The sequence below is a fragment of the Phaeobacter sp. HS011 genome (assembly GCF_018101215.1).
GTDB classification, from domain to species: Bacteria; Pseudomonadota; Alphaproteobacteria; order Rhodobacterales; family Rhodobacteraceae; genus Phaeobacter; species Phaeobacter inhibens.
The window spans coordinates 408,904-432,232 of record NZ_JAGEUF010000001.1 but is presented as its reverse complement, the minus strand read 5'-3'; the positions used below and the strand labels follow the sequence as shown (position 1 = coordinate 432,232).

Here is a 23,329-nt window from a genome sequence, read left to right as displayed (position 1 = left end):
ATATCCAATATGTTAACAGTCGATCAGGCAGCACATGCACCGCACAACCCGTGGATTTCGACGATATGCCGCACGGCGTGAAAGGCGTTCTGGCCGGTCAGGGCCGTGAGTTTCGGTAGCAGCTCGCTACCGTCATGTTCGTCAACGGTGCCGCAGTCGTCACAGATCGCCAAGACGGGCACGCTCTCGGCGTGGCTGCAACGGCAGGGCACGAAGGCATTGATTGATTCAAGACGGTGAGCGCGTCCCTGATCGGTCAGCGCGGAAAGCGTGCGATAGACCGTCGGTGGCGCGATATTCGGTTCAGTCGTCTGAAGTTGCTCCAGAATTTGATACGCGGTCATCGGTTTGTCACATGCTTTCAGCACGGTCAGTACATCCAGTTGCCGAGCAGCAGCGCGTTTTCTCATATCAGGGCTCCTTCTCTGCAAGGTTTATTATTTTATAATATAACAAATTGCAAGATGTGAATCCTTTGGTCGGCTCTTCATCGGTTTGCTGAGAGCAAGCGTAGGTTTCTACACTGGGGATGTGATACCAAGAGAAATCTGCCGCTCAGCAGGATTTGTAACCTCTTGCGTTTTTGCCTCTCAGGCTTTGGATTCAATGCGCGGAACCGTAAAGAAGAAGTCGCCTGCGGGATCCTGTTGGGTGAGTTCATCAGGGATCACATCCGGGCCTCTTAGAAATACATTGGTGCAAAAATGCGCATGCATTCGGGAAAGCCTGCGTAGCCTGTCTCCGGTTATTTCCTGGTATAGCGTTCTCATATCGTTGCGCTTTTTGAGCTCGTCAATCTGCTGACGATGCCGCTGACAGGTATAATCATGTGCTGCAGCTATGTCCGGGTCATCCAGCAGCCGCGCCATTTCCGCCTCCAGTTCGGGGATCAGGCGTTGAATGGAGCGCTCTTCCTCAGAATTGTTATTCATTCGAAACCAGTAGGGTAGGCCTTGATCTCGTTCTGTGTGGTTCACGCGGCCACGGTCCCGTTTGACCAGAAAACTCTCAGCACTGCGCACGGCATAGTGATTGAGTTGCACCAGATCGTATCCATAGGTTTCAATGGTCGAGCGCCAGCCGCTGCGGAACATCTTCTGCGGCATAGCGTGCCCGGATCCGTTCACCCAATGAATATCCCTCCAGAGGTGCGGTCGCAGCCCCTTGGGCCGGTGTACGCCCAGCTTTTTGAAGACGCCATCATTTCGGAACAGTGTTTTAAAGCCCCATGCCTGGTGAGGTCTGCGCGTGATTTCGTAGGCGCATCGTGTGAATTCTCGCGTGACCAGCTCACCTGAGAATTCCGACACGTCATTGTTGCCGAACAGGCGCCACGTCATGGCGACCATATTGGCGCCTTGCGTCGCCGCATAAAGATCGCTGAGGTGTCCGTTGCCGCATTTGATGTTGATGAACTCATCAACATCCATACAGACGATCCAATCAGCGTTTCGAATAAGGGGTTCCTCTTGAGCCGCCTGAAGTGCCGCGTGCTGTGGTGTCGTGTCGGTGCCGCGGAAGGGGTTGTCTCGATGCTGGACAATCTCCTTGTCCTGCAAAACCTGCAGGAGAGCATCGGTGCCGTCCGTGCAGTCGTTTGTGTAGATGAGAAAATCATCAACCCCGATGACCCGGTGGTAGGCCAGCCATTCCAGAATGAAAGGCCCCTCGTTTTTCATGGCCGTGACCACGGATGTCCGCGTTCCTACGCTTGAATGTGATAGGCGCTTCTTTTCAGGCATACGCACCGGGTTCCCGCCAAGATGTTTCTGGGACAGTGCCAGCAATTCCGGCGACTCCAGCAAGCTACCCTTGGCAACCAGATGTGATATTTTCTGTGTTGGATGGCGCAGAACCATGCTTCGGAAGAAATTTGACGGTTGGGTCGGTTCGGCTATGGCTCCTATAACCTGGCTTTGGTGCCAGATATGGCTGTCGTTGTAGCCGTCGGGTGCGATGCACCAACGTGGATGGCGGATATTGCTATCAAACGGGGTGCAGATGTGATCAGCGAATGAGGCATCTTGGTTCCGGCGGACGCGCCACGGATAGGTTTGCGTTCCAAGTAAGCGGATATATTTGTCGCTTGCCTGCACCGCACGGTCGAAGATATTCAGCTCCGATTGCCCGGCCAACAGGTCACATAGATCTATGTTTGCGACGGCGCGAGCGTCGCTCAAGAACCGTTCCCTGATGATTTCATAGATCAGAAACTCACCCAGAGGTGCTCTCCATGGGTCTATGGGAGGCGGCTCTGGCCAATCTCTTTTAGGGGCGCCCTGAACGTTCACAGGGTGTGCTTCTGCAGGCAGCCCTTTCTGACCCAGTGGGATTTCAGAGTGTATCACCACGACTTGGACTAGCCCTTCGATGGTCTGCGCTAAATTGCGCAACTCTCTGATGAAAAAGCGACTTTCATTGGGGGGGGCTTGGTCGATAATGACAGCAGCCTGCATTCCATGCTGCGTTACATGATATTGCATCCAACTCGCAGCTGTTTCCGGGCTTTCGCCATTGCGGATCGCAAGCAGCACATTGAGACCGGCAAACAAGCTGGTTTCCGCAGGTTCCGCGGTGAGACTGAATGATTGCCCCTGTATCTTAAGCATTACCGGATCAGCAGGGTTTGCTATGGGAGTCTCCAAGATCGCAACGGCGTTTCCGCTCCGATTTGGTGAAACAGTTGCACCCGGTATTGAGATGTCCTCAAACCGAGTGCCAGATTTGAAGAACAGTCTGGCCAGATAACCGGTGCTTTGGGGGAGGACAACGCAGTCCAGTAGGGTGGTTTCTGCGAGGCAATGCGCGCCCAACTGACGCTCCAGAACCTGGTCCGATGCGATCGCGAAGTCTGAATGCGTCATAGAATATCCGTAGCGATTTCTTCTAAGTACCATGGATTCATACGTCTGACCTGTCAAAAGTGACGATCAGTGGACGCGGGGAAAGGCAGGACATCCTACTCTACAATGCTCACTGAGATCTGTTGGCATCTTGCCAAAAGGCTACCGGTACGAACTGGTTGTTCCACCGGTCCAGCGGCGGAAGGCGCGGTGAAAGTTTGCGGACGACGAAAAACCGAGGTCGTGGGAGATGTCTTCGATAGATTTGTGACCTGCCCGCAGGTCACGAATGGCGATATCGCGGCGCAATGCGTCCTTGATGGACTGAAAGGACGCGGCCTCATCCTCCAGCCGACGCATAAGCGTGCGGGGTGTCACATTCAGCATCGCCGCCGCGTCCCCCAGACGGCAGTCTTCCCAGTTTGACCGATAAAGAAAATCCCGGATCTGCAGGGACAGCCGATGCTCGCGAAAACCGGTAAAGATCCAGTCTCGCGGCGCTCGGTCCAGGAATGCCGCAAGTTCCGCCGGGCTGCGAGGCTGCGGGGGCCCGAGCTGTTGCGGATCAAATGAAATAGCGGAACACAGCTGAGAGAAGCGCACCGGGGCGGGAAAAATTACCCCGTAGTCCTGCGCAAAACCGGGTTGGTCAAATGCAAACTGCACAGCACGAACCGGTACCTCGTAACCTGCCAGCCAAGACAGCAATCCATGCGCTAATTTGAGCAGGAGCATATGCCCGAACCGGTGAGCCTCCTGCGTGCCACGTGGCACGAGACTTAGAGAAATACATGATTCTTCTGATTTTAATTCAATGTGATAGTCGTCCAATATCAGATTCCAAAATGTCGAAAACCGATAGAGTGCTGCTGGTAGATTTCCTGCTTCGCGCACAGTTGTGAGCAGGTGCTGTAACGCCCGTGGACGGACAGGGCGGCTCCAAAGGCCAGGCATTTCATCGCCTGTTTCAGCGGCTGCAATTTGATAGAGCTCAACGATCTGATCCAATGTAACCCGCTGTGTGGCCCTGTTAGCAGCGGGCTTCGAGTTCGCAAGCTGGGAAAGACCGCTGTGGGTCAGGATCCTGTGTATCTGATCCACGTCACAACTGGCCTGAAGAGCCGACAGCCAGTCTTCAATGAAGGGCAGTGAAACGGTTGCAAGGGTGTCTGGATCATGATGTGTCATAGAGGCGACAGGATAGGTTGGTTTGTCACTTTCGGAAAGTCGTTTGTCAAATTCTGGAATGGGCAGCCTTCGTGCGATAGCTTAGACAATCGGCAACAGCTAGCACAGCAACGAGGCGCCAATGACCTATGAAGCTCCGATCCGTGACATGATGTTCAATCTGGACCATCTCTCGCAATGGCCGCAGGTCAGCGCCCTTGAGAAATACGGTGAGATTGATCGCACTGATGCCCGGGCTGCGCTGGAAGAATTGGGCCGGTTTTGCACTGATCTGATCGCCCCGCTCTCATCTGTCGGTGACACCACTGGGGCACGGCTTGATGGAGATAAGGTAGTTCTGCCGGAGGCCTTTGCGACTGCCTATGCACAGTTCGTGGACATGGGGTGGCAGAGCCTGGCGCATCCGGTAGATCACGGTGGAATGGGTCTGCCCCGCGTGGTTGGTGCCGCAGCCACCGAAATTCTGAACGCGGCGGATATGAGTTTTGGTCTCTGCCCGCTTCTTACAGATGGTGCCATCGACGCGCTGCAATTGTCGGGAACCGAGGCGCAGAAAGAACTCTATCTTCGCCCGCTGGTTTCGGGCCGATGGACCGGAACTATGAACCTGACGGAACCGCAGGCCGGCAGCGATCTGGGGCGGGTGCGCTGCAAGGCAGAGCCGCGCGCGGATGGCAGCTACGGCGTCAGCGGCACCAAGATTTTCATCACCTATGGCGCGCATGAGCTGTCGGAGAATATTATCCACCTGGTTCTTGCCCGGACGCCTGGCGCACCCGACGGCCACCGGGGGCTAAGCTTGTTTCTGGTGCCCAAGTTCCTTGTCGATCAGGATGGCACCCCCGGCGACCGCAACAGCGTTAATTGCGTCAGTATCGAACACAAGCTGGGCGTGCGGGCGAGCCCCACCGCGGTCTTGGAGTATGACAATGCCACCGGCTACCTGATCGGGGAGGAGAACCGCGGTCTTGAATATATGTTCACCATGATGAATGCCGCGCGGTTTGCGGTGGGGGTGCAGGGCGTCGCAGTTTCCGAACGCGCCTATCAGCACGCGCTGTCCTACGCCAAGGAACGGGTACAGGGGCAGGCGATCGGGCTTGCTCCTGATAAAACAACGGCGATCATTGGTCACCCCGATGTGCGCCGGATGGTTTTGCGGATGCGGGCGCTGGTCGAAGGGGGCCGCTCTCTGAGTATGGCTGCCGCCGGCTGGCTGGATTTGTCCCAAAACGGTGATGATGACATCCGCGCCGAGACCGCGCCGGTGGCTGAATTTCTGGTTCCCTTGGTCAAGGCGTTCTGTTCGGAGCGAGCGGTTGAGGTGGCATCGCTCGGGGTCCAGATCCACGGCGGTATGGGGTTCATTGAAGAAACCGGTGTGGCACAGTTTTACCGGGATGCGCGCATTCTGCCGATCTATGAAGGCACGACCGCCATTCAGGCCAACGACCTTCTAGGGCGCAAGGTCTTGCGAGACGCCGGTCAAACGGCGCGCCGGTTCTCCGCTATGATTGCAGATACCGAGGCTGCCTTACAAACAGGAAGCGCCAAACTGCAGGATATCGCGGCACGCCTTGGCGAGGCGAGGGCGGCGTTTGATGCCAGCCTCGCCTGGTTGCTGGAAACCGCCCCCAATGATCCCAGAGCCGCATTTGGTGGCAGCGTCCCATTCCTCAACCTCACCGGGACGCTTGCTGCTGGCTGGCAGCTGGCGCGCGGTGCGCGTGCTGCCGAGGCAGAACTGCAGCGGGGGAATGAGACCGACTTCATGGCACAAAAAATTACCACCGTGCAGATTTTCGCACATCATATTCTGGTCGAATGCGAGAGCGATCGTGCGCGCATCATGACGGGTGCAACCAGCCTTCTTGACGAGGCCAGCCAGGTCTGACCGCTCATAAAATATCCGCCTCCGGGCGCTCCACCTAGTCCGAAAAGGATCCAGCCATGTTGGCAAAAGACAGTTTCAGCTCTTATCAGAACCTTGCAATCGAAGTGCAAGACAATGGCGTCTGCGTCGTAACCCTTGACCGCCCCAGCAAGCGCAACGCCCTGGATACTGCCACGATTGAGGAGCTGGTCCAGTTCTTCAGCAGTGCTCATCGCAAGGGGGTAAAGGCCGTGGTCCTGGCGGGCAAGGGCGACCATTTCTGCGCCGGTCTGGATCTGGTGGAGCACTGGAAAGAAGACCGAACCCCCGATGAATTCATGCATGTGTGCCTGCGCTGGCATGAGGCGTTCAACAAGATGGAATATGGCGGTGTACCAGTGATCGCAGCGCTGCAGGGCGCGGTGGTTGGCGGCGGTCTGGAGCTTGCCAGTGCCGCACATATTCGCGTGATGGATCAAACCACATATTTTGCCCTGCCTGAGGGGCAGCGTGGGATTTTCACTGGTGGTGGTGCAACTATTCGGGTGTCCGATCTGATCGGAAAATCCCGCATGATCGACATGATCCTGATGGGGCGTGTCTATCAGGGGCAGGAGGCGGTTGATCTGGGTTTGGCGCAGTACATCACTGATGGTTCCAGCTTTGATAAGGCGCTTGAGCTTGCCAATCGGGCAGCTGAAAACCTGCCGCTCACCAACTATGCCATCTGCTCCGCGATCAGCCATCTCAACAACATGTCTGGCATGGATGCGGCTTACGCCGAAGCCGTTGTTGCAGGCGTGGTGAACACGCAACCGGCCGCCCGCGCGCGGCTTGAGGCTTTCGCCAATAAAACTGCTGCTCGGGTGCGTCCGAACGACTAGCGCCACATTGGTCCCGTCAAGCCGGAGAGCGGCGGGCGGGACGGCTTCACTAGGTGATGATTGCGGGTGGCTGATGTCGTCTTGACTGGTCTGATCAAATGCAGCAAGGCTTGAGCTATGGCTAAGACCAGAACGGGGGCTGCGTTGCTGTCCCTATCCCTTGATCGCGATGGTGCAGACACGCTTCAGGCGCAGCTTCTTGCCCAGCTGAGACGATTGATTTTGGACAGGATGATATCTCCGGGATCAAAACTTCCCTCCAGTCGCACGCTGGCTGAGGAGCTGTCGGTCTCGCGGGTGACGGTCTCAGCAGTCATCGATCAGTTGATCAGCGAAGGCTATCTGGAGGGGCGCGCCCGCTCCGGTGTCTATGTCGAAGCAGAATTGCCGGATCAATTGCCAGAGGCACAATCCGGTACTGCGGCCTCTATGGAGCAGGGCAGGTCCGGTACCTTTCCCGAAGAAGCGTCCCCGGCCGTGCCCGCGACCTTACGGCCATTTGATGCCTCCGCACCCGAACTGACGCTATTTCCTTACCGGCAGTGGGCGCGTCATCACGATCAGACCTGGAGGAGACCGGACGCTGCCCTGCTGTCGCGTGTCGATTCATTTGGCTGGCCGCCTCTGCGGGAGGCTATTGCGGATCATTTACGTGAATGGCGTGGATTGCCCTGCACGGCAGAACAGATATTCATCACATCAGGTGTCGTCGAAGCCATCAGTCTGATTGCTGCTGCAACGCTGAACGAAGGGGATGTGGTACTGACCGAGGAGCCAGGTTACGCCGTCCTGAACCGGGCTGTGCATCAAAACCGGCTTATACCTGTGCCGTCGCCGGTTGACCAACAGGGGTTTGATATCAAGACGGCGCTTCAGACGGCTCCCCGGGCGAAGGCGGCAATCGTTACCCCATCGCGCCATTATCCGCTTGGCGTCACACTCCCACTGTCCCGTCGGCTTGAGCTCATCGAATGGGCCGTTGGGTGCAACGCCTATGTAATCGAGGACGACTTCGACAGTGAATACCGGTTCCAAGGCAAGCCGCTTCCCGCCATGATGAGCCTCAGCAATCAGGATCGGGTGATTTACGTCGGCAGCTTCTCGAAAGTGATTTTTTCTGCAATGAGGCTCGGGTTTGTGGTTTTCCCAAAGTCGATGCTGCCCAAGGTGAGGTCGGCATTGTCCCAGACAGATCAGCAGGCATCGCTGATGCTGCAGCCGGTCCTGGCGCGGTTCATGCAAAGCGGTGATTTCGCCATACACATCCGGCGCATGCGACGCCTGTATGCGAAACGACAGGCGGCAGTCTTGAAGGCAATCAAGCTGCATGCCGCCGATCTTCTGATTGTCGATCCTGTACCTGCCGGAATGCATCTGGTCGCCATGTTGACGCCAGACCTACAGAACCGCATGAACGATACTGAGGCTGCAGAACGGGCTAAATCCGCCGGAGTTATCGTGCAGCCTTTGTCGTCGTTTTTTGCAGGACCTCCTGTGAACCAAGGGCTTGTCATGGGGTTCGCTGGGTTCTCGGAAGAACGCTTGGAGAAAGGTGTCCAAGATCTAGCGGCGACGTTGAGAGTGTAACATCCAGGGCAACTGATCGTGCCTTCATTTAACATAACCTGCATTACAAGTGGCATCGCTCAAAAAAGGGCGCAAGGACACCATCAGTCGGCATGGGCTTGCCAACCGGAGCAATGCGAAGATCTGAATTGTCGATTCTGACATGAATCTTGTCCGAAAGCGCATCGGCAGCCTCACCTGATTTCACGGCAACTGTTCTCGCAAGGAACAGGAGCCGCTATGCGATATTCTGCGTTTGGACTGATCAAGGAAGCCCTGAGCGGGCACAAGGGCTGGCGCCCGCAATGGCGTGATGCGACGCCGCAGGCGGCTTATGACTATGTGATCATCGGCGGTGGCGGGCATGGTCTTGCGACAGCCTATTATCTGGCCAAGGAGTTCGGCGGCGCGCGGATCGCTGTGCTGGAGAAAGGCTGGATCGGCGGCGGCAATGTCGGGCGGAATACCACGATCATCCGCTCCAACTATCTGTTGGATGGGAACGAGCCGTTTTATGAATTTTCGCTGAAGCTCTGGGAAAATCTGGAGCAGGACCTGAACTACAACGCTATGGTCAGCCAGCGCGGTATTCTGAATCTGATCCATAGCGACGCGCAGCGCGACGCGGCAAGACGCCGTGGGAATGCCATGATCCTCAACGGCTCAGACGCCGAACTGCTGGACACAGATGGCGTTCGCGCAATGTATCCCTTCCTGAACTTTGATGACGCACGTTTTCCGATCAAAGGCGGCCTTTTGCACCGGCGCGGCGGCACGGTACGCCATGATGCGGTGGCCTGGGGCTATGCCCGTGGTGCCGATCTGCGCGGTGTGGATATCATCCAAAATTGCGAAGTTACCGGCCTGCGCATCGAAAGCGGCAAGGTGCTGGGCGTCGAAACCTCCCGTGGCTACATCGGGGCAGGCAAGGTCGGCGTCTCGGTTGCTGGCAACTCAAGCCGCCTGATGGCCCTGGCTGACATGCGCCTGCCAATCGAGAGCCATGTCTTGCAAGCCTTTGTTTCAGAAGGACTGAAGCCCTTTATTCCTGGCGTGATTACCTACGGGGCGGGGCATTTCTATTGCAGCCAGTCAGACAAGGGCGGGCTGGTCTTTGGTGGCGATATCGACATGTACAACTCTTACGCACAGCGCGGAAACCTGCCGGTTGTCGAAGATGTCGTCGAAAGTGGCATGTCATTGATCCCGGCTCTCGGGCGGGCGCGACTGCTGCGCAGCTGGGGCGGGATCATGGACATGTCGATGGATGGCTCTCCCTTCATCGACAAGACCCATATCGAGGGTCTCTATTTCAACGGTGGGTGGTGCTATGGCGGGTTCAAGGCCACGCCGGCAGCCGGCTACTGCTTCGCACATCTTCTGAAAACCGATCGTCCGCATGAGACCGCGACCGCCTACCGGCTGGATCGCTTCATGTCCGGTCACATGATCGACGAAAAGGGCCAGGGCGCCCAACCGAACCTGCACTGAGGAATTGTCCAGATGATTATCAACCATCCGCTGCTTGGGCCCCGCGACGCGCAGGAGTTCACCTATTTGGGGGACGCTGGCCTGATGAACCGGCCCTATTGGCTGTCAGAAACGGCCCTGCAGCAGTTCCATGACTATCTGTATCTGCGCAAGAACCCGGCGGGGGAACATCGCGAGCTGTGGTTCCACGAACAGGGTGACCGATCCTGGCTGGTGGTGACCCGGAACACCACGACGCATGAGATCCTGAGGGTGGAACTGGCCCGGGATGTGGCGCTTGCGAATAAAGCGGCCAATACCACGCAGGAGCCGCAGCAATGAGCCGGAGATCCGTGTTGAAAAATCGACTATCGGGCGGCCTTATCGACCACGATGCCCCGCTGTCGTTCCAGTTTGATGGCAAGACCTATGAGGGCCATCAGGGTGATACGTTGGCGTCTGCGTTGCTGGCCAACGGTGTGCAGCTAATGGGGCGCTCCTTCAAATATCACCGCCCACGCGGTGTGCTGACTGCTGGCAGTGAGGAACCCAACGCGCTGGTTGAACTGCGCTCCGGCGGGCGTCAGGAACCCAATACCCGCGCTACGGTTGTTGAGCTTTTTGCGGGATTGGAGGCCCGGTCACAAAACCGCTGGCCATCGCTTGACCATGATATGATGGCGATCAATGACCGGTTTTCAAATTTCCTGACAGCCGGCTTTTATTACAAGACCTTCATGTGGCCAAAAGCGTTTTGGGAAAAACTCTACGAGCCGATCATTCGCAAGGCCGCAGGACTTGGCAGCCTGACCGGGGAGGCAGATCCGGATGCCTATGACAAGGGATACCTGCATTGTGATCTGCTGATCATCGGCGCAGGACCGACTGGACTGGCGGCGGCTCTGACCGCAGGCCGGGCTGGCGCACAGGTCATCTTGGCAGATGAGGACTATCGCCTCGGCGGTCGTTTGCTAAGCGAAACCAAAGCGCTGTCGGAAATGTCTGGCACCGACTGGGTGGCGCAGACACAGGCAGAGCTAGCCGCGCTGCCAAATGTTCGCGTGATGCCACGTACAACCGTGTTTGGAGCCTATGATCACGGCATCTACGGCGCGGTTGAACGCAACGCGGATCACCTGCCGACGCCGACAGCGGGGAAACCGCGCCAGACGCTTTGGCGGATCTACTCAAAACGTGCACTGATTGCGACCGGCGCAATTGAACGTCCGATCGCCTTTGAGAACAATGATCGTCCGGGCGTGATGCTGGCGGGGGCTGCACGAGCATATGCCAACCGCTGGGCGGTGACACCGGGCCAGTCGGTTGTGATCTTTGCCAATGGGGACGATGCCTATCACACCGCCCGTGATCTGATGGCGAAGGGGGTGGAGGTGCCCGCAATCGTCGACGTACGCGATGGCGCGCCGATCCTGCCGGGCACCGAGGTTCTCGCCGGGGCCGAAATCATTGACACGAAGGGGCGTCTTGGCCTGTCGTCAGTCACTGTGCGTTTGGCTAATGGCCAAACCCGCACCATAGCTTGCGATGCGCTTGCTGTGTCGGGTGGCTGGAATCCCAATCTGGGCCTGACTTGCCATCAACGAGGCCGCCCTGTCTGGAGTGATGCAATCCAGTCCTTTGTACCGGGGGCTGGGCTGCCCGCAGGTCAGCTGATCGCTGGGGCGGCTATGGGGGAAATGACCACTGCACAAGCTTTGAAGGGGGGCGCAGAGCGCGCCGTTGAGGCGCTTGGTGATCTTGGCATTTCAGCCCGTGCTGCGGATCTGCCGCAGGCCGAAGATGCGCCTGTCTCCCTGACGCCTTTCTGGCATGTCAAAGGTGCCAAACGCGCCTGGCTTGATTTCCAGAACGACGTGACCGTGAAGGATGTTAAGCTGGCCCATCAGGAGAACTTCACCTCGGTGGAGCATCTGAAGCGCTACACGACCCTTGGCATGGCAACTGATCAGGGAAAGACCTCGAACCTTGGCGCCTTGGCGGTTATGGCGGAACTGACGGGCAAATCTATCCCGGACACCGGCACCACCATCTTTCGCCCCCCTTACACGCCCGTTGCGATGGGTGCGCTGGCGGGCCGTGCTGTCGGCAAGGATTTTCATCCGACCCGCCTCACCCCCAGCCATAAATGGGCTGAGGAACAGGGCGCAGTCTTCGTTGAGGTGGGCAACTGGTTGCGGGCGCAGTGGTTCCCGCGCGCAGGTGAGACTCATTGGCGCCAGTCGGTGGACCGCGAGGTCCTTCAGACCCGGAACTCGGTCGGCATCTGTGATGTGACCACATTGGGAAAGATTGATGTGCAGGGCGCGGATGCTGCGACCTTCCTCAACATGGTCTACGCCAATGGATTTGCCAAACTACCTGTGGGCAAGGTCCGGTACGGCCTGATGCTGCGGGAGGACGGCGTTGCCTATGACGACGGCACCGCTGCACGGCTGGCCGAGGATCATTTTGTCGTCACCACCACTACGGCCAATGCCGTTCTGGTCTATCGCAATATGGAATTTGTTCGTCAGTGCCTCTGCCCTGATCTGGACGTGCAACTGATTTCGACAACCGAGGCCTGGGCGCAATACGCCGTCGCAGGTCCCAACGCGCGCAAGCTGTTGCAAAAAGTCGTCGACCCTGAGTTCGACATCTCCAACGAGGCGTTCCCCTTTATGGGGTGTGGTGAGGTCACGGTCTGTGGTGGTTGCCGGGCGCGGCTGTTCCGCATCTCTTTCTCGGGTGAGCTGGCCTATGAAATCGCGGTCCCGACCCGCTATGGCGATGCCCTGATGCGAGAGATGATGGCGGCAGGGGAAGAATTCGATGTGACACCCTATGGCACCGAAGCGCTGGGTGTGATGCGGATCGAAAAGGGACATGCCGCAGGCAATGAACTGAACGGCACCACATCCGCGCTGAACCTAGGTCTCGGCCGCATGGTCTCAACCAAAAAGGATTGTATTGGCAATGTGCTGAGCCGCCGCGACGGTATGAACAAAGAGAATGCGCTGAGCCTCGTCGGGGTGCGCCCCGTGAAGTCCAGCGATGGTGTTCCTGCCGGGGGGCATTTGATGGCGACCGATGGCCCGGTCGATGCGGCGCATGATCAGGGATATGTGACCTCTGCCGCCTATTCACCTATTTTGCAAAGCGCAATCGGACTGGCCTTTGTCAAAGGTGGGGCAAATCGAATGGGCGAGCGGCTGCGTCTGGTCAACCCGTTGAAAAACCAAACCGTTTTGGTTGAGATTGTCAGCCCTCATTTCGTAGATCCCGAAGGGGAGAAGCTCCGTGCATAAATTGACCGCCCTCACCCCGCTTGGCAGTGACACCCCTCGGATGGATACGATTGGCGACCTGACGATCTCCGAAGTGACGGACCGGGCGCTTGCCTCAGTGGCGGCTCGCCAAGACCAGGAACCGGCGCTGCGGACAGCTCTTTCAGAAGCCTACAAGATGGAGCTGCCAGATGTTGGCGGATCGTCACAAGCTGGTGTGCTCTCGGTCTTTTGGACCGGGCCGCATCAGTGGATGATCTCAGCGCCCCATGATCAGCATGAGCAACTGACCCGCGATTTGAAAGACGTGTCGGGCGCCACCGCATCGGTGGTGGAACAGACAGATGGCTGGTGTCGTTTCGATGCTGCGGGCCCTGCCCTTTGTGATCTGTTTGAACGGCTCAGCAACGCACCGGTCCGCGACATGCAACCTGAACGCGTCATTCGTGGTACTCTGGAGCATCTCGGCGTGTTCCTGTGGCGCCTAGAGCAGGATCGCATGGCTGTTCTGGGGCCGCGTTCCTCCGCTGCGTCTTTGCATCACGCGCTGATCACTGCCGCCCGCTCCATCGCCTGAGGCGGGGATCTGGATGTGCTTGCCGCGCGGGTTTATCCCGCAGGCAGGGCATCCCCGCTTTTGACACGCAGGGAGTTTTTGGCGCGCCGGTCATTGATCGGCGTGACGCCAAAACTCTCGCGGTAGATCCGCAGGAATGCGCCGGGCGTACTGTAGCCGACCATATATGCGATCTCTGTTACTGGCGTGCTGGAATAAAGCACCAGCTGCCGCGCCTGGTTCATTCGCATCATCCGGTAGTATTTCAACGGGCTCTGGCCTGTGGCCTCCTTGAAGCTGCGTTCCAGCGACCGGGCGGAGACCCCGATGGCATCCGCAACATCACTGATCTGGATCGGGTCTTCGATGTGCTCGGCGAAGTGCTCGATTGCCTGTGTCACCTTCTTTGGCAGCAGGTCTTTGCTCTTGGCCGTTGAAAATGCCGGGGTTTTCTGAGAGGTCGCTGCGCTGCGCACATAGGGGTGCTGAAACCAGCAGGCAACCTCAGCCATGATATCCCCGCCGAGATGCTCCTCGATCAGCGTGAGCATGTAGTCAAACACCGCTGTCGCTCCGGAGATTGTCACAAATGACCCCTCATCGCAGATCACTGTGCTTTGTCGTTCGATGTCCGGAAACTCCGCCTCAAATGCAGCCTCATAGCACCAGTGAACCGAGAGCGGATGCCCCGCCACCAAACCTGTCCGTGCCAGCGGGAAAACCCCACCGCTGAAAGCGCCGAGCCGGGTCTTGCGTCGGGTGATCCGTTGCAAGGCTGCATTGGCTCGTGCGGGCTGGTCAAACTGCGCATTTGGTCCCGCCGTAAAAAACAGAAAATCATGCTCCGCCAGGTCCGCCAGCACAGTATCCGGACCAAAACTGACCCCAGCTGAGGAGGCGACCGGGTCCGCAGTCTCAGCGACCACCGTCCAGCGAAAGGCCTCCTGCCCCGCGATTTCATTGGCGGCGCGCAAGGGTTCAATGCAGGAGGTCAGACAGGCCATGGGAAAGCCGGGGAAGATCAGAATGCCCAGTGTGAGCGGCGTGTCGGTTCGGGTCATGACAGGCCTCCTTCGGTCAGTTCAGCAGCACAGGTGAGAATGTGTTTTTCCAGCAATCGCGCGGCTGGTGACAGGGCGGTATCGGTTTTGCGCAGCAGATGGATCTGGCGTGTGGCCTGCGAATCAGCCAGCCGACAGAACACCAGCTCCGGCGCATTTGCAGCCCGCGCGGCCATTTCCGGCAAAATAGTGATGCCAATTTCTGCCCGCACCATCGCCATGATGGAGGTCAGGTTCTGTGCTTTCAACAGAGCCTTATCGTGCAGTATCCGGGATGGTTCGGCATTGATGCCGGCTGACAAACTGTTGGCGATCAGACGCTCATCCTGCAGCATGTCCCAGTCGATTTTTCCTCGTTCCTGCGCCAATGGATGATTGCGAGTGCAGATCACTCCAAAGGCATCCGACAGCAGGTGCTGGCTGTGCAGGCCGGAGCTGTTTTGACCCAGTGTTGCAATCCCGATGTCGATGCGCTCACGGGACAATTCATGTAGGACAGATATGGAATCCATATCGCGAAGCTCGATATCGACATGCTCGAAATCACTGATATGTCTTGAAAAAACCAAAGGCATTACGGTGCCTGCAACAGATGGGACGGTGGCAATCCGCACATGTCCATGTGTGGCTTTGGCATAACCTTCAATCGCTTTGACCATTGTGTCGTATTGCTGCAACTCGCGCTCAGCCTGTTCCAGCACAAAGGCCCCCAGCGCCGTCAGGCGGTTCTTTCGATCGGTCTCAAACAGCGGTTCGCCCAGATGCGTCTCCAATTGTTTCAGCATCATCGACACCGCCGACGGTGTGCGCCCCAGAATGCCTGCTGCATCACTTAGGTTTCCGCTTCGGGCAACTGCGGCAAATCCGCGAAGCAACTCAATTTTCAGCGCCATAGCTAAAGACTTCAAAGTTTCTGAAATGGTGTTCAGTTATTTGAGTTTGATTGAAGTGACCTCTCATGTCCATACCCATGGAAACTGAATTCTGTGTGAGGCCTCTGACCATGACTGATATCCAAAAGAACCTGATCGCCGGTGAATGGCTTGCTGGTGAGAGCGAAGTGGAGAACCGTAACCCGTCGGATCTGAGTGATCTCGTCGGTATCTTTGCCCAGGCCAGCGCCGATCAGCTGGAGGCGACACTGGATCAGGCGCAGGTGGCACAGCGCGAATGGGCTGCCTACGGTCTGGAGCGCAAACAGGCGGTGCTGAATGCCATCGGGAATGAAATGATGGCCCGCGCAGAGGAACTGGGTACACTTCTCAGCCGTGAAGAAGGCAAGCCGCTGGCGGAAGGTAAAGGCGAAGTCTATCGCGCTGGCCAATTCTTCACCTACTACGCTGCCGAATGCCTGCGCCAGATCGGTGAGAATGCGGATTCTGTGCGCCCCGATATTGAGGTCGACGTCCGCCGCGAAGCTGTCGGAACCGTCGCGATTATCAGCCCCTGGAACTTCCCGACTGCAACCGCCTCCTGGAAAATTGCCCCGGCGCTTTGCTATGGCAATGCCGTGGTCTGGAAACCGGCAAACATCACCCCGGCATCGGCTGTTGCGCTGGCGGAGATTATTGAGCGGCAAGACATTCCCAAAGGTCTGTTCTCTCTGGTGATGGGTTCGGGCCGGTCCATTGGTCAGCGTCTGGTCGAAAGCCCCAAGGTGAACGCGATTTCCTTCACCGGTTCGGTGCCGGTGGGCAAGGGGATCGCGGCTGCCGCTATCCAGAACCTGACCAAGGTACAGATGGAAATGGGCTCCAAGAACGCGCTGGCCGTAATGGACGACGCGGATCTGGATCTGGCCGTGATGCTGGCCCTCGGTGGCGCCTTTGGCGGCACCGGACAGAAATGCACGGCCTCCTCGCGACTGGTGGTCCACGCCGGTATTCATGACGCCTTCGTGGAGAAGCTGGTGACAGGGGCAAAGGCCATGAAGGTGGGCCACGCACTGGAAGCAGGCGTGCAGATGGGTCCAGTGGTCAGCGAACAGCAGCTGAACGAAAACCTCGCCTATGTTGATCTGGGCAAAACCGAAGGCGCCGAGTTGGCCTGCGGTGGCCAGCGTCTCGAGATGCCGCATCAGGGGTTCTACATGTCCCCGGGCGTGTTCCTGAACACCACCAACGACATGCGTATCAACCGTGAGGAAATGTTCGCGCCGCTGACATCGGTGATCAAGGTTGGCAGCTACGATGAGGCGCTGAGCGTGGTGAATGACACCAACTTTGGCCTGACCTCGGGCATCGTCACCCAATCGCTGGCCCGTGCCACGCATTTCCGCCGCAATGCCCGCACCGGTGTTGTGACTGTCAATCTGCCGACCGCTGGAACCGACTACCATGTGCCCTTCGGTGGTCGTGGCGATAGCTCCTATGGTCCGCGCGAACAGGGCAAAGCAGCAGCGGAGTTCTACACCACAGTTAAGACTGCCTATATCAGCGCAGGCCCGGTTTGATGCGCCCGGCGCTCAGGATTGACGGGCTGCAATACGCCAACTGGTCGGAGAAGATCTTTCGCCAGCTGCGGGAGGGGGGCGTGGATGCAATCCACGTCACCATCTCCTACCATGAGAATTTTCGTGAGACGGTACTGAACTTCGAAAAATGGAACCGTTGGTTTGAACAGTTTCCTGATCTGATCATGAAGGGTCTCTGGGCCTCCGACATCGACAAGGCGCGCGAAACTAAGCGTACCGCTGTGTTTTTTGGCTTCCAGAATCCGTCGCCCATCGAAGACGACATCGGCCTGGTCGAAATCGTGCACACTCTGGGCGCGCGGTTCATGCAGCTGACCTATAACAACCAATCGCTACTGGCGACCGGCTGTTATGAGGCGGAGGACACCGGCATCACCCGTATGGGCAAGCAGGTCATCAAGGAGATGAACCGCGTCGGTCTTGTGGTGGATATGAGCCATTCCGCGGACCGTTCGACTATTGAAGCAGCGGATCTGTCGGAACGCCCGATCGCTATCACCCATGCCAATCCGCATGACTGGTCCCCTGCCCTGCGCAATAAGAAAGACGACGTGATCCGCGCAGTGACCTCCAATGGTGGGATGTTTGGGTTCTCAGTTTATCCGCATCACCTGAAAGACAAGTCCGCCTGCACGCTGCAAAGTTTCTGCGAAATGATCGCGCGGACCGCGGATCGCTATGGCGTGCAACACCTCGGCATTGGAACCGACCTTTGCCAGGATCAGCCCGACAGCATCGTCGAATGGATGCGTGTCGGCCGCTGGACCAAAGAAATCGACTACGGCGAGGGTTCAAAATCCGCGCCAGGATTCCCGCCAATGCCCAACTGGTTCGAGGACAACCGTGACTTCGGCAATATCGAAGACGGTTTGCGCAGCGTCGGGATGAATGAGGAAGAGGTCGCCGCTGTCATGGGGGGCAACTGGTACCGCTTTTTCGATGAGAATTTCGGTGCGAAGTCAGGGAGCTGACGGACCGGGATACGTTTAACGGCCCAGTACAATGATATCGGGCCGACCAATGGGAGGGACAGATGTCAGAGACATCGATGGAAACAACACCGCAGGAGAGCCGCATTAACAAGCCGCTCTTTCTGCTTTCGGGCGGCTTTATCGCGCTGTTCTGTGTGGCGGCACTGGTCAATCTTGACGGCCTTTCAGCACTGGTCGATTGGGGATTTAACATCGCCGCGACCTATTTCGGACTGTATTGGCAGATCCTGCTGCTAGCCACCTTCTTGATTGGGCTGGTCCTTTGCATACTGCCGGGTGGCCGCGCCATTATGGGCGGTTTGGCAACACCTGAGTTCACCACATTCCAGTGGGGGTCTATGATCATGTGCACATTGCTTGCGGGCGGTGGCGTATTCTGGGCCGCAGGCGAGCCGATTGCACATTTCCTCTATTCGCCGCCGCTTTATGGCGCCGAAGGTGGCAGCGAAGCCGCTGTGACACCAGCCATCGCACAGAGCTTCATGCACTGGGGGTTCTTGGCTTGGGCGATCCTCGGCTCGCTCTCGACCGTGATGCTGATGCATTACCACTATGAAAAAGGCCTGCCGCTGGCGCCGCGGACGCTGCTGTATCCTGTGTTCGGCGACAAGGCCATCAATGGTCCGATTGGCGTCATTGCCGATGCGTCTTCCATCATTGCCGTGGTGGCGGGCACCGTGGGTCCGATTGGCTTTCTCGGGCTTCAGGTCAGCTACGGTCTGTCTGACCTCTTCGGGATCCCGGATGTTTTTGCCACGCAGTTCGTGGTGATCGGTGCGCTGGTCGCGCTTTATACCATTTCAGCCATGACCGGGCTGTCCCGTGGCATTCAACTGCTGTCAAAGATCAATGTGATCCTCGCCGCGGTCCTGTTGATTTACGTCCTTCTGGCGGGGCCTACCGGCTTCATCTTCGGGTCGTTCTTCTCAGGCTTCGCAACCTATCTGGGCAACTTCTTCCAGATGGCTCTGTATCGTGGTGATGCGGCCGTCTTCGGCGCCCCTGGTTGGTTGGGTTGGTGGACCGTGTTCTTCTGGGGCTGGTTCATGGGGTATGGTCCGCTGATGGCCATGTTTATCGCGCGGGTGTCCCGCGGACGGTCCATTCGCTCGATCATCATCATGCTGTCGATCATCGCACCGATTGTGACCAACTTCTGGTTCACCATCATCGGCGGTACCGGCATCGCTATGGAACTGGCCGAGCCGGGCACCGTCTCCGCAGCGTTTGAGGGCTTCAACCTGCCCGCCGCGCTGCTGGCGATTACCAACAACCTGCCGATGGGCTTCCTTGTCTCCATCCTGTTCCTGATCCTGACCACGATCTTTGTGGCCACAACCGGGGATTCGATGAGCTATGTGATTTCCGCTACAATGACCAAGGGCGACACACCCAGCACGGCTGTGCGTGTTTTCTGGGGCATTGCGATGGGTGTGATGGCCGTGATTTTGATCTCTGTCGGCTCCGGCGGCGTATCAAAATTGCAAAGCTTCATCGTGGTCACTGCTGTGCCGGTGTCACTGATCCTGCTGCCGTCGCTCTGGGATGCGCTGCGCATCACCCTGGCAAAGGGCAAAGAGAGCTAAACATCTGCCGGGCGTCACTGGCGCCCGGCACCCATTTTAACCGCCCGACCTGTTCAGATCATACGGGATATGACTAACGACCTGATTGCAAAGGCCAATCCGAATGACCGACATTCTCTGCCGTGAACCGAACACTGTTATGCGTCTGGCGCGCCTCGGTTCGATGCACCAATCTCGCCTGTCTTTCATGCGGGTGCTTACCCGACGTCTGGCACGCGAGGGCTGGCGTTTTGAACAAACTGCCTTTGAGATTGATGAGATGGGCCAAGGCCATGCGGTTTACACCGCGCATGGGCCAGAACGCTCCTATTCGCTGGTGGCCTTTGCCCATGACCTGCCGCCCGAGAAACGTTCTGACCGGGTTATCGCAGAGGCATGGGACGCCACATTCACCCTGTATGACGGGGTGCCGACCGACGCGGATATCGCACGGTTGTCGCAGAATATTCCCGTTCAGGAAGCCGGGCGTGTCTCCGGCTCGGAACTGTCTGTCTCCCGTGCGAACCGCTCTGTACGTCTGTGGGAACATGTGGTCAGCGCGTTGGCCTCAGGCAAGCAGCCTTCTGCCGAACAGATCGACGCGGTGGGTTACCTGATGCGGACCACGGCCGTATATGGGTCGGGAAAACTGGGGGCGGCAGATCGCGAAATGATTGCGGAGCGCCCCGAATTCCGCGCGCCCTTCCAGGTTGAGATGCTGTCGGTCTATCTGACCCGTTGGTTTGTGACCGATCTGGTCCAGCACATGGCTGACTGCCGCGCGAGTGCTCAGGGAACCACTGCCGTGAGGCTGGCGCCGGAGTTGGCGCGATCAATGGGGATTGGCAACTCTACCGGCCTTGGAATGGCGCCGTTTCTGCTGAACCATCCCGTATTGTTCAACAATTGGGTGGCCGCGCGTGAAAAGGCCATTCAGGCTGTGCGCAATATTGAAGAAGCCCATCCAGATGATATTGCACTGTTCCGTTCTCTGGTCGAGCGCAGCAAGATGACAATCGCGGACTGGCAGTCTGAACATCCGATCCAGATCCAGAAACTGAGCGCGCTGCGGTCGGATGCCGATCAGGTGACAAGCTATCTTGAAATCCAGACATTGGCTGGGCCAAAGCCATGGGATGTTCTCTATCGTTGGGCTGAAGAGGCGCTATCTCTGGAAGGGCAGGAGTGGATCGCCTCGCTAATGCTGGAACCTTATGGCGGATTGGTCGATGGATTTGCCGAAGATATGTCGGCAGACAATACCGCCACCTTCCGCATTGCTGGCGCGATGACGATTGGAGATTTGCGCAAAATCCTTTGCGACGTCTACGCATGGGCAATCGATACCAACTGGCAGACGCCGGCGAACAAGGCACGTGCCTGGTATGTCTCGGAAGAGAAGCTCGAACCTCGGTTGGGTGAACGCTTCGAGGAGCCGATTGAAGAATATGAGCAGCCGTTGGCACCGGGTCGTGATGCAGCCATGTTGTATCAGGCCCTCGCCCATTGGCCGGACGAGGCTCAGGTCGCCGATTTCCTGCTGCGCCATTCGGAGCATCGCCACGTCCTGCGGCGGGCCCAGATCGTCGGGCGCGCGCCCTATGCGGAAATTCGCGACAACACGATTTCAGATCAGGTGCTCCCCATCGATATGCTGCGCTGCAAGCTGGCCTTTTTCGGGGCAACCAAGTTTGATCCCCGGTCGGATCGCTGGGTGCGGATCTGTATGTATGGCAACGCCCCGCTTCCCACTGAGTTAACCGCAGAGAACGCGGAATTTTGGGTGTTTCCTGAATTGGAAGAGGGTGCGGCATGAGCCATTCGCTGAATGAAATTGAGGCCATGAGCAAGCGCGCTGCCCGCGGGGCTGGTCTCTCATGGGGGCTGGCGGAGGAGGCTGCCAAGGGCACCCGCTGGCTGTCGTCCTTTGGCTTTCCCGGCACCGAAATGCTGGCGAGTCTTCTGACCATGAATGACCGCATTCCATCGATTGATGTCTCGCCTGTTTCGTTGCGGGCAGAGATCTGGCACGCGCCCGCCCGCAGGATGAGCCCGCTGATTGCCGGCGCTGCGCTGAGCGATTGCGCTGTGCGCCTGTTGGAGCGCGGTCGGATCACGATGGAAAATGTGAATTTTCCCTTGCTGGCTGTCCCCTTTATGGGCGGGGCTGCATTGCGACTGGGGCGCCCGGTTGCTGCTGAATGGGCTGGCGTGCGGCTTGCCACCGATGGCAAGCGGCTCTGCGTGCAGGGCGAGAGCAAGGCCTTTCTTACACGGCTGGCGGATCAGATGGTGTTTTCCGCTCCGGCAGATATGACGGGCCAGCAGGAACCAGTCATGCGTGCCGATGTGTCAGAAGAAAGCTGGGGACAGCTGGCTAAATTCGCACATCGCACATTTGCCCCCGCAACCGAAGAAAGCCGTTTGCGCGGCGCCGGCGCGGGTCTCAGCGACAACGATTGACGAAACCTATTGGGGCGCAGGTCCACCCTGTGCGCTCCGCATATGCAGAACAGAAAGACCGACATGACTGCGACAGAAACCCTGACCCTTGCCGAAATAGAAGATCTGGCCTTCCGTGCGCTGGTTAAGGCTGGCACCTCTGAAGCCAACGCGCGCCCCTTGGCTGTCGCCACAGCCATGACCGAAGCCGATGGCGTTGCCTCGCACGGGCTGGCCTATATCCCTATCTACGCTCAACATGTGGAATGCGGCAAGGTTGATGGTCAGGCCACCCCCGTTGTCGACCAGCCTCGCCCCGCTGTTGTCACCGTGGATGCGGCTACCGGATTTGCCCATAGCGCGATCCATCAGGGGTTCGAAAAACTGATCCCACTGGCCCGTGAAATGGGGGTTGCGGTTCTGGCAGTGAACAATTCCTACAACTGCGGTGTTCTGGGGGTTCATACCCAACGTCTGGCACAGGCGGGTCTGCTGGGCATCGGTTTCACCAACGCGCCTGCGTCTATTGCTCCATCTGGTGGGGCAAAGCCGGTTGTGGGCACCAACCCGTTTTCGATCGCCGCCCCGGATGCTGACGGCAACGCCGCGTTGCTGATCGACCAATCTGCCAGCACCATCGCCAAAAGCGAGGTGATGAAACACGCCCGTGAAGGCAAACCTGTGCCAGAGGGCTGGGTTTTGGATGCGGATGGCCAACCCACGACCGATCCCGAGGCGGGTCTCAAAGGCTCCATGGTGCCCTCCGGTGGCTACAAAGGGGTCGGTATTGCGCTGACTGTTGAACTGATGGCCGCTGCCATGACCGGTGCGACACTCGGTTCAGTCGCAAGCCCCTTCTCCGGCACTGCGGGCGGCCCTCCGAAAACCGGTCAATTCTTCGTCGCAGTTGATCCGGCGGCAACCGCAGGTGGCGCATTTCAGCAAAGGCTGGCCGACCTCATTGCATCGATCCATGATCAGGATGGTGCGCGCCTGCCCGGCGATGGGCGGCGCGCCTGCCGCATCCGCGCGGCCTCAGACGGTGTCGCCGTCAATGCCGCTCTGTTGGAGAAAGTCCGCGCCCTGCTGTGATATGGCAGATGCAGCCAACATCCGGCATCGTGGTGTGAGA

The 23,329-nt window shown here is 58.0% G+C and carries 18 protein-coding genes; 13 read left to right on the top strand and 5 right to left on the bottom strand.

The window, feature by feature from the left end:
* Positions 1-23: 23 nt before the first annotated feature.
* The 3 genes from J4721_RS02005 to J4721_RS01995 form a co-directional block, all read right to left on the bottom strand.
* Positions 24-410: a Fur family transcriptional regulator gene (locus J4721_RS02005; protein ID WP_014881788.1), complete on the bottom strand. Its 387-nt coding sequence runs from the start codon at positions 408-410 to the stop codon at positions 24-26.
* Between the two features lie 180 nt (positions 411-590).
* Complete coding sequence (locus tag J4721_RS02000) at positions 591-2,864, bottom strand: glycosyltransferase family 2 protein (protein WP_247655767.1); 2,274 nt, start codon at positions 2,862-2,864, stop codon at positions 591-593.
* A gap of 141 nt (positions 2,865-3,005) precedes the next feature.
* Positions 3,006-4,031, bottom strand: coding sequence for an AraC family transcriptional regulator (locus tag J4721_RS01995; RefSeq protein WP_102875502.1), 1,026 nt, complete (start codon positions 4,029-4,031; stop codon positions 3,006-3,008).
* Positions 4,032-4,152: 121 nt separating this feature from the next.
* Between J4721_RS01995 and J4721_RS01990 the strand changes: the two genes are divergently transcribed.
* The 7 genes from J4721_RS01990 (at position 4,153) to J4721_RS01960 (ending at position 13,685) form a co-directional block, all read left to right on the top strand.
* Positions 4,153-5,925 (top strand): acyl-CoA dehydrogenase, encoded by a 1,773-nt coding sequence (locus J4721_RS01990; protein ID WP_211002001.1) that lies wholly within the window; start codon positions 4,153-4,155, stop codon positions 5,923-5,925.
* Positions 5,926-5,981: 56 nt separating this feature from the next.
* Positions 5,982-6,788, top strand: coding sequence for a methylthioacryloyl-CoA hydratase (gene dmdD, locus J4721_RS01985; RefSeq protein WP_014881784.1), 807 nt, complete (start codon positions 5,982-5,984; stop codon positions 6,786-6,788).
* Positions 6,789-6,905: 117 nt separating this feature from the next.
* A complete protein-coding gene (locus tag J4721_RS01980; protein ID WP_211002000.1) occupies positions 6,906-8,375 on the top strand; it encodes a PLP-dependent aminotransferase family protein in 1,470 nt (489 codons plus the stop codon).
* A 219-nt stretch (positions 8,376-8,594) separates the two neighbouring features.
* Positions 8,595-9,845 (top strand): sarcosine oxidase subunit beta family protein, encoded by a 1,251-nt coding sequence (locus J4721_RS01975; protein WP_014889348.1) that lies wholly within the window; start codon positions 8,595-8,597, stop codon positions 9,843-9,845.
* A 12-nt stretch (positions 9,846-9,857) separates the two neighbouring features.
* Complete coding sequence (locus J4721_RS01970; protein WP_014881781.1) at positions 9,858-10,166, top strand: sarcosine oxidase subunit delta; 309 nt, start codon at positions 9,858-9,860, stop codon at positions 10,164-10,166.
* On the top strand, positions 10,163-13,129 hold the full coding sequence (locus J4721_RS01965; protein ID WP_211001999.1) for a sarcosine oxidase subunit alpha family protein: 2,967 nt from the start codon (positions 10,163-10,165) through the stop codon (positions 13,127-13,129). Before J4721_RS01970 ends, J4721_RS01965 begins: the two co-directional genes overlap by 4 nt.
* Positions 13,122-13,685: a sarcosine oxidase subunit gamma gene (locus J4721_RS01960; RefSeq protein WP_211001998.1), complete on the top strand. Its 564-nt coding sequence runs from the start codon at positions 13,122-13,124 to the stop codon at positions 13,683-13,685. The genes J4721_RS01965 and J4721_RS01960 overlap by 8 nt, the downstream gene beginning before the upstream one ends.
* Positions 13,686-13,717: 32 nt before the next feature.
* Here J4721_RS01960 and J4721_RS01955 read toward each other — a convergent pair whose 3' ends face one another.
* On the bottom strand, positions 13,718-14,725 hold the full coding sequence (locus J4721_RS01955) for a GlxA family transcriptional regulator (RefSeq protein ID WP_211001997.1): 1,008 nt from the start codon (positions 14,723-14,725) through the stop codon (positions 13,718-13,720).
* Complete coding sequence (locus tag J4721_RS01950; RefSeq protein ID WP_102875496.1) at positions 14,722-15,618, bottom strand: LysR family transcriptional regulator; 897 nt, start codon at positions 15,616-15,618, stop codon at positions 14,722-14,724. Before J4721_RS01950 ends, J4721_RS01955 begins: the two co-directional genes overlap by 4 nt.
* Positions 15,619-15,728: 110 nt before the next feature.
* Between J4721_RS01950 and J4721_RS01945 the strand changes: the two genes are divergently transcribed.
* The 6 genes from J4721_RS01945 to J4721_RS01920 all read left to right on the top strand — a co-directional run bounded on the left by J4721_RS01945 (position 15,729) and on the right by J4721_RS01920 (position 23,289).
* Positions 15,729-17,177 (top strand): aldehyde dehydrogenase family protein, encoded by a 1,449-nt coding sequence (locus J4721_RS01945; RefSeq protein WP_102875495.1) that lies wholly within the window; start codon positions 15,729-15,731, stop codon positions 17,175-17,177.
* The gene (locus J4721_RS01940) at positions 17,177-18,169 is read left to right on the top strand and encodes a membrane dipeptidase (RefSeq protein ID WP_211001996.1); all 993 of its coding nucleotides are present in this window, start codon (positions 17,177-17,179) and stop codon (positions 18,167-18,169) included. The genes J4721_RS01945 and J4721_RS01940 overlap by 1 nt, the downstream gene beginning before the upstream one ends.
* 62 nt (positions 18,170-18,231) lie before the next feature.
* Positions 18,232-19,776, top strand: coding sequence for a BCCT family transporter (locus J4721_RS01935; RefSeq protein WP_014881774.1), 1,545 nt, complete (start codon positions 18,232-18,234; stop codon positions 19,774-19,776).
* Positions 19,777-19,879: 103 nt separating this feature from the next.
* Complete coding sequence (locus J4721_RS01930; protein ID WP_211001995.1) at positions 19,880-21,571, top strand: hypothetical protein; 1,692 nt, start codon at positions 19,880-19,882, stop codon at positions 21,569-21,571.
* Complete coding sequence (locus J4721_RS01925; RefSeq protein ID WP_211001994.1) at positions 21,568-22,218, top strand: DUF3726 domain-containing protein; 651 nt, start codon at positions 21,568-21,570, stop codon at positions 22,216-22,218. The genes J4721_RS01930 and J4721_RS01925 overlap by 4 nt, the downstream gene beginning before the upstream one ends.
* Positions 22,219-22,281: 63 nt before the next feature.
* Complete coding sequence (locus tag J4721_RS01920) at positions 22,282-23,289, top strand: Ldh family oxidoreductase (protein ID WP_211001993.1); 1,008 nt, start codon at positions 22,282-22,284, stop codon at positions 23,287-23,289.
* Positions 23,290-23,329 lie beyond the last annotated feature (40 nt).

Coding starts and splice junctions, on each gene's coding strand:
- J4721_RS02005 (WP_014881788.1), bottom strand. CDS start 410: ATGAGAAAACGCGCTGCTGCTCGGCAACTGGATGTACTGACCGTGCTG.
- J4721_RS02000 (WP_247655767.1), bottom strand. CDS start 2,864: ATGACGCATTCAGACTTCGCGATCGCATCGGACCAGGTTCTGGAGCGT.
- J4721_RS01995 (WP_102875502.1), bottom strand. CDS start 4,031: ATGACACATCATGATCCAGACACCCTTGCAACCGTTTCACTGCCCTTC.
- J4721_RS01990 (WP_211002001.1), top strand. CDS start 4,153: ATGACCTATGAAGCTCCGATCCGTGACATGATGTTCAATCTGGACCAT.
- dmdD (WP_014881784.1), top strand. CDS start 5,982: ATGTTGGCAAAAGACAGTTTCAGCTCTTATCAGAACCTTGCAATCGAA.
- J4721_RS01980 (WP_211002000.1), top strand. CDS start 6,906: ATGGCTAAGACCAGAACGGGGGCTGCGTTGCTGTCCCTATCCCTTGAT.
- J4721_RS01975 (WP_014889348.1), top strand. CDS start 8,595: ATGCGATATTCTGCGTTTGGACTGATCAAGGAAGCCCTGAGCGGGCAC.
- J4721_RS01970 (WP_014881781.1), top strand. CDS start 9,858: ATGATTATCAACCATCCGCTGCTTGGGCCCCGCGACGCGCAGGAGTTC.
- J4721_RS01965 (WP_211001999.1), top strand. CDS start 10,163: ATGAGCCGGAGATCCGTGTTGAAAAATCGACTATCGGGCGGCCTTATC.
- J4721_RS01955 (WP_211001997.1), bottom strand. CDS start 14,725: ATGACCCGAACCGACACGCCGCTCACACTGGGCATTCTGATCTTCCCC.
- J4721_RS01950 (WP_102875496.1), bottom strand. CDS start 15,618: ATGGCGCTGAAAATTGAGTTGCTTCGCGGATTTGCCGCAGTTGCCCGA.
- J4721_RS01945 (WP_102875495.1), top strand. CDS start 15,729: ATGACTGATATCCAAAAGAACCTGATCGCCGGTGAATGGCTTGCTGGT.
- J4721_RS01940 (WP_211001996.1), top strand. CDS start 17,177: ATGCGCCCGGCGCTCAGGATTGACGGGCTGCAATACGCCAACTGGTCG.
- J4721_RS01935 (WP_014881774.1), top strand. CDS start 18,232: ATGTCAGAGACATCGATGGAAACAACACCGCAGGAGAGCCGCATTAAC.
- J4721_RS01930 (WP_211001995.1), top strand. CDS start 19,880: ATGACCGACATTCTCTGCCGTGAACCGAACACTGTTATGCGTCTGGCG.
- J4721_RS01925 (WP_211001994.1), top strand. CDS start 21,568: ATGAGCCATTCGCTGAATGAAATTGAGGCCATGAGCAAGCGCGCTGCC.
- J4721_RS01920 (WP_211001993.1), top strand. CDS start 22,282: ATGACTGCGACAGAAACCCTGACCCTTGCCGAAATAGAAGATCTGGCC.